Annotated in this window: 3 protein-coding genes; 2 read left to right on the forward strand and 1 reads right to left on the reverse strand. The window is 67.8% G+C overall.

Annotated features, from left to right (window positions below):
- Positions 1-136 precede the first annotated feature (136 nt).
- Entirely contained in the window at positions 137-1,705 is a 1,569-nt protein-coding gene (metG, locus tag ACFWPJ_RS21465; protein ID WP_378853944.1) for a methionine--tRNA ligase, read from the reverse strand.
- Positions 1,706-1,786: 81 nt separating this feature from the next.
- Here metG and ACFWPJ_RS21470 point away from each other — a divergent pair, with 81 nt between their 5' ends.
- Both ACFWPJ_RS21470 and ACFWPJ_RS21475 read left to right on the forward strand, forming a co-directional pair.
- A complete protein-coding gene (locus ACFWPJ_RS21470; RefSeq protein WP_378853946.1) occupies positions 1,787-2,641 on the forward strand; it encodes a TatD family hydrolase in 855 nt (284 codons plus the stop codon).
- Between the two features lie 172 nt (positions 2,642-2,813).
- Positions 2,814-3,941 carry a transglycosylase family protein gene (locus ACFWPJ_RS21475; protein ID WP_378853948.1) on the forward strand — a complete coding sequence of 376 codons (1,128 nt, stop codon included), beginning with the start codon at positions 2,814-2,816 and terminating at the stop codon, positions 3,939-3,941.
- The last annotated feature ends 230 nt before the right edge of the window (positions 3,942-4,171 follow it).

Here is a 4,171-nt window from a genome sequence, read left to right on the forward strand (position 1 = left end):
CCGGCTCGGGGGGCGGCGGCTATCAGATACGCCCCCGTCGCGCTGGGGGGGTGGGCCCCCCACGCGAGATCGTTGACCCCGGCTTGACCAGGCGGCGGGGGGGGGGCCCGGTTTCGTTGCGGGGCCCCACCACGTCTTACTCTTTGGGTTCGACGTAGCGCGGGAACACCGGCTCCGGCGCGGGCAGGTCGATACCCGGGACGAGGGGAGTGGCGATATCGGCGAAGGTGCGTCCCTCCTGCGCGAGCAGGTCCAGGATCTTGGCGGCCGAACCCGGCATCACCGGCTGCACCAGGATCGCGACGATGCGCACCACCTCGAGGGTGACGTAGAGGACCGTGGCCATCCTGGCCAGGTCTTCCTCGGTGCCCGACTTGCGCAGCGCCCACGGCGCGTTGGCGGAGAAGTAGCGGTTGGTCTCGCCGAGGGTCAGCCAGATGGCCTCCAGCGCCAGATGCATCTGCTGGGCGTCGAATTCGGCGCGGCAGCGGTCGAGCAGGCCGTTGGCGCGGTCGAGCAGGGCGCGGTCGTCCTCGGTGAACTCACCGGGCGCGGGGGCCTTCGCGTCGCAGTTCTTGTTGACCATGGTCAGGCTGCGCTGCACCAGGTTGCCGAACTCGTTGGCCAGGTCGCTGTTGATCCGGCCCGCGATGGCGTCGTTGCTGTAGCTGCCGTCCTGGCCGTAGGAGATCTCGCGGAGCAGGAAGAAACGCACCTGGTCAAGGCCGTAGGTGGACACCAGCGCGAGCGGGTCGACGACATTGCCCGTCGACTTCGACATCTTCTCGCCCTTGTTGTACAGGAACCCGTGCACGAACACGCGGCCCGGCAGCTCGATGCCCGCCGACATCAGGAACGCGGGCCAGTACACCGTGTGGAAGCGGGTGATGTCCTTGCCGATGATGTGCAAGTTCGCCGGCCAGAACTTCTGGAACTCGGCGGAATCGGTGTTCGGAAAGCCGACGCCCGTCAGGTAGTTGGTGAGCGCGTCGACCCACACGTACATGACGTGATCCGGGTGACCGGGCACCGGGACACCCCAGTCGAAGGTGGTGCGCGAGATCGACAGATCCTTCAGCCCGGCCTTGACGTAGCTGACGATCTCGTTGCGCCGGGTCGAGGGCGCGATGAACTCGGGGCGCTCCTCGTACAGCGCCAGCAGCTTGTCCTGGTACTCCGAGAGCTTGAAGAAGTAGTTCGACTCCTCGGTCCAGGTGACCGGGGTCTGGGTCTCGGTCGAGACACGGGTGCCGTCGTCGAGGAGGGTGGTCTCCTCCTCGGTGTAGAAGGCCTCGTCGCGCACCGAGTACCAGCCCGAGTAATTGCCCAGGTAGATGTCGCCGTTGGCGAGCATGCGCTCCCAGATGGCGACGCTGGCGGCCTTGTGGTCCTCGTCGGTGGTGCGGATGAAGCGGTCGAAGGAGATGTCGAGCGCCTTGTCCATCGCCTCGAAGACGTCGGAGTTGCGGGCCGCGAGCTCCTGCACCGGGATGCCCTCGGTGGCCGCGGTCTGCTGCATCTTCTGACCGTGCTCGTCAGTGCCGGTCATGAAGAACACGTCATAACCGTCGAGTCGCTTGAACCGGGCGATCGCGTCGGTCGAGATGTACTCGTACGCGTGCCCGATATGCGGCGCACCGTTCGGGTACGCGATGGCGGTGGTGACGTAGAAGGCGGGCGCCTCGGCGCCTTCAGGTGCGCTCATGCCTGAGCCTCGCTGGCGCTCGGCTCAGTCCTGACCGCATCTGCGGCTGTGCCCATTGATCGCTCGCTTCGCTCGCTCATGATGCGAACTACTGTAATCCGCGTGCCAAACACGAATCGTCCGGCTCCGCCTGTTCCGCCCCCGCTCGCGCCGCTGATCGATGCGCATACCCACCTCGATGCCTGCGGTGCGACCGATGCCGAGTCGACCGCGGTGATCTTGGACAGGGCCGCCGCGGCCGGTGTCGGGCACGTGGTGACGGTCGCCGACGATCTCGCCGCCGCGCAGTGGGCGGTCGAGGCGGCGAACTGGGATCCGCGGGTCTACGCCGCCGTCGCGCTGCATCCCACGCGGGCCAACGCACTGGACGACAAGGCCAAGGACGAGCTGGAACGCCTGGCCACCGACCCGCGGGTGGTCGCGGTCGGCGAGACCGGTCTCGACTACTACTGGCCGGGCAAGCTCGACGGCTGCGCCGACATCGAGACCCAGATCGAGGGTTTCCGCTGGCACATCGACCTGGCCAAACGCGTCCGCAAGCCGCTGATGATCCACAACCGTGAGGCCGACCACGACCTGCTCACGGTGCTGCTCGACGAGGGCGCGCCGGACACGGTGATCTTCCACTGCTTCTCCTCCGACGCGACCATGGCCGAGGCGTGCGTGGCGGAGGGCTATGTGCTCAGCTTCTCCGGCACGGTGAGTTTCAAGAACGCGCACGAACTTCGCGAGGCGGCCCAGTTGGTGCCCGACGATCAGATCCTGGTCGAAACCGACGCGCCCTATCTGACGCCGCACCCGTATCGCGGCGCGCCGAACGAGTCGTACTGCCTGCCGTACACGGTGCGCGCGCTGGCCGAAGTCCGCGAGCAGGACCCGGCGGAGCTGGCCGAGATCACCACCGCGAACGCGCGACGGCTGTACCGGATTCGCTAGTCCATTTCGTCTGGACGGTAGGGGGCTGGACAGCAAACGTGATCCGGCTCACTTTCGGGTGCCCAGGTTGTTATCTACCAGCGATGTCTATATCGAATCGTGATCTGCGATCCCGCTGATCGGGCGCATCGGTGTTGTCTGGGGCAAACCTTGTCGTTATCGTTCTGTAACCATGTCGGCTTTTGCGCGGATCAACTCGTCACGCTCGCCGCTGCTGTACGCGGCGGTGGCGGCTTTGCTGCTGACTCTGCTGGTCGGCGCCTCGCTGGCGATCACGAACCACAAGACGGTCGCGCTGGTCGTCGACGGTGAGCGGATCGAGCACAGCACCATGTCCCGCGATGTGCGCGCCATCCTGGCCGACGCGGGCTACGAGCTCTCCGAGCACGACGAGGTGAGCCCCGCGGCGGGCGCCAAGATCGGTGACGGCGCGACCATCACGCTCAACCGCGGTCGCGAGATCACGATCACCGTCGACGGCGCCGAGCGCAAGGTGTGGACCACCGGCATCACCGCCGGCGACGCGCTCGCCCAGATGCAGATCCCGTCCGACACCCACGTGGTGCCGACCCGCACCGAGAAGCTGCCGCTGGCCGGTGCCGCGCTCAGCGTCTACACCCCGCGCACCATCACGCTGTTCGACGGTGGCGCACCCCCGGTCGACGTGCGGCTCGCCGCGCCGACGGTCGGCGAATTCCTCACCGCGGCCGGCGTTCCGCTGAAGGAACAGGACTTCGCCGAGCCCGCCGCGAGCACCCCGCTGACCGGCGACATGCAGGTCACCGTCACCCGGCAGCGGATCGAGCAGCGCACCGAGACGCTGCCGCTCGAGCCCGCCGAGGTGGTGATCGAGGACGTCACTATGAACATGAGCCGCACCGTGGTCGAGAACCCGGGCGTGCCCGGCCTGCACGAGGCGACCTTCGCGGTCACCATGACCAACGGCGTCGAATCCGGTCGCGTGCAGACCAACTCCAATGTCATCACCCCGGCCCAGCCCAAGACCATCCGCAAGGGCGCCAAGCCGGGTACCGAGGTGCCGCCGGTCCGTGACGGCGCGATCTGGGACGCGCTGGCTCGCTGTGAGTCGACCGGTAACTGGGCGATCAACACCGGCAACGGGTACTACGGCGGCATCCAGTTCGACCAGAGCACCTGGGAACGCCAGGGTGGGTTGAAGTACGCGCCTCGCGCCGACCTGGCCACCCGCGAAGAGCAGATCGCCATCGCCGAAGTCACCCGCGCCCGCCAGGGCTGGGGCGCCTGGCCTGCGTGCACGGGGCGTCTCGGCTTGAGCTAACTCCCCAACCACCTCCCAGCCCTTACGCGCTTAACGCGAGACCGACTGCCAACAGTCGAGCTATCGGACGGCACGCTGAATCTCGGGGTGGCGGTACAGTCCACTCGGTTTCGCCGGGGCCGCTGTGCTCGTGCGGTTTCGGGGGGGGGGGGCGCCCGGGGGGGGTGGGGGTTGGGGGGGGTGTGGGCGTGGGGGGGGGGCGCGGGGGGGGGGGGGGGGTGGAGCGGGTT

Origin of the sequence: Nocardia sp. NPDC058497 (assembly GCF_042720195.1) — a bacterium.
Classification (GTDB): Bacteria; Actinomycetota; Actinomycetes; order Mycobacteriales; family Mycobacteriaceae; genus Nocardia.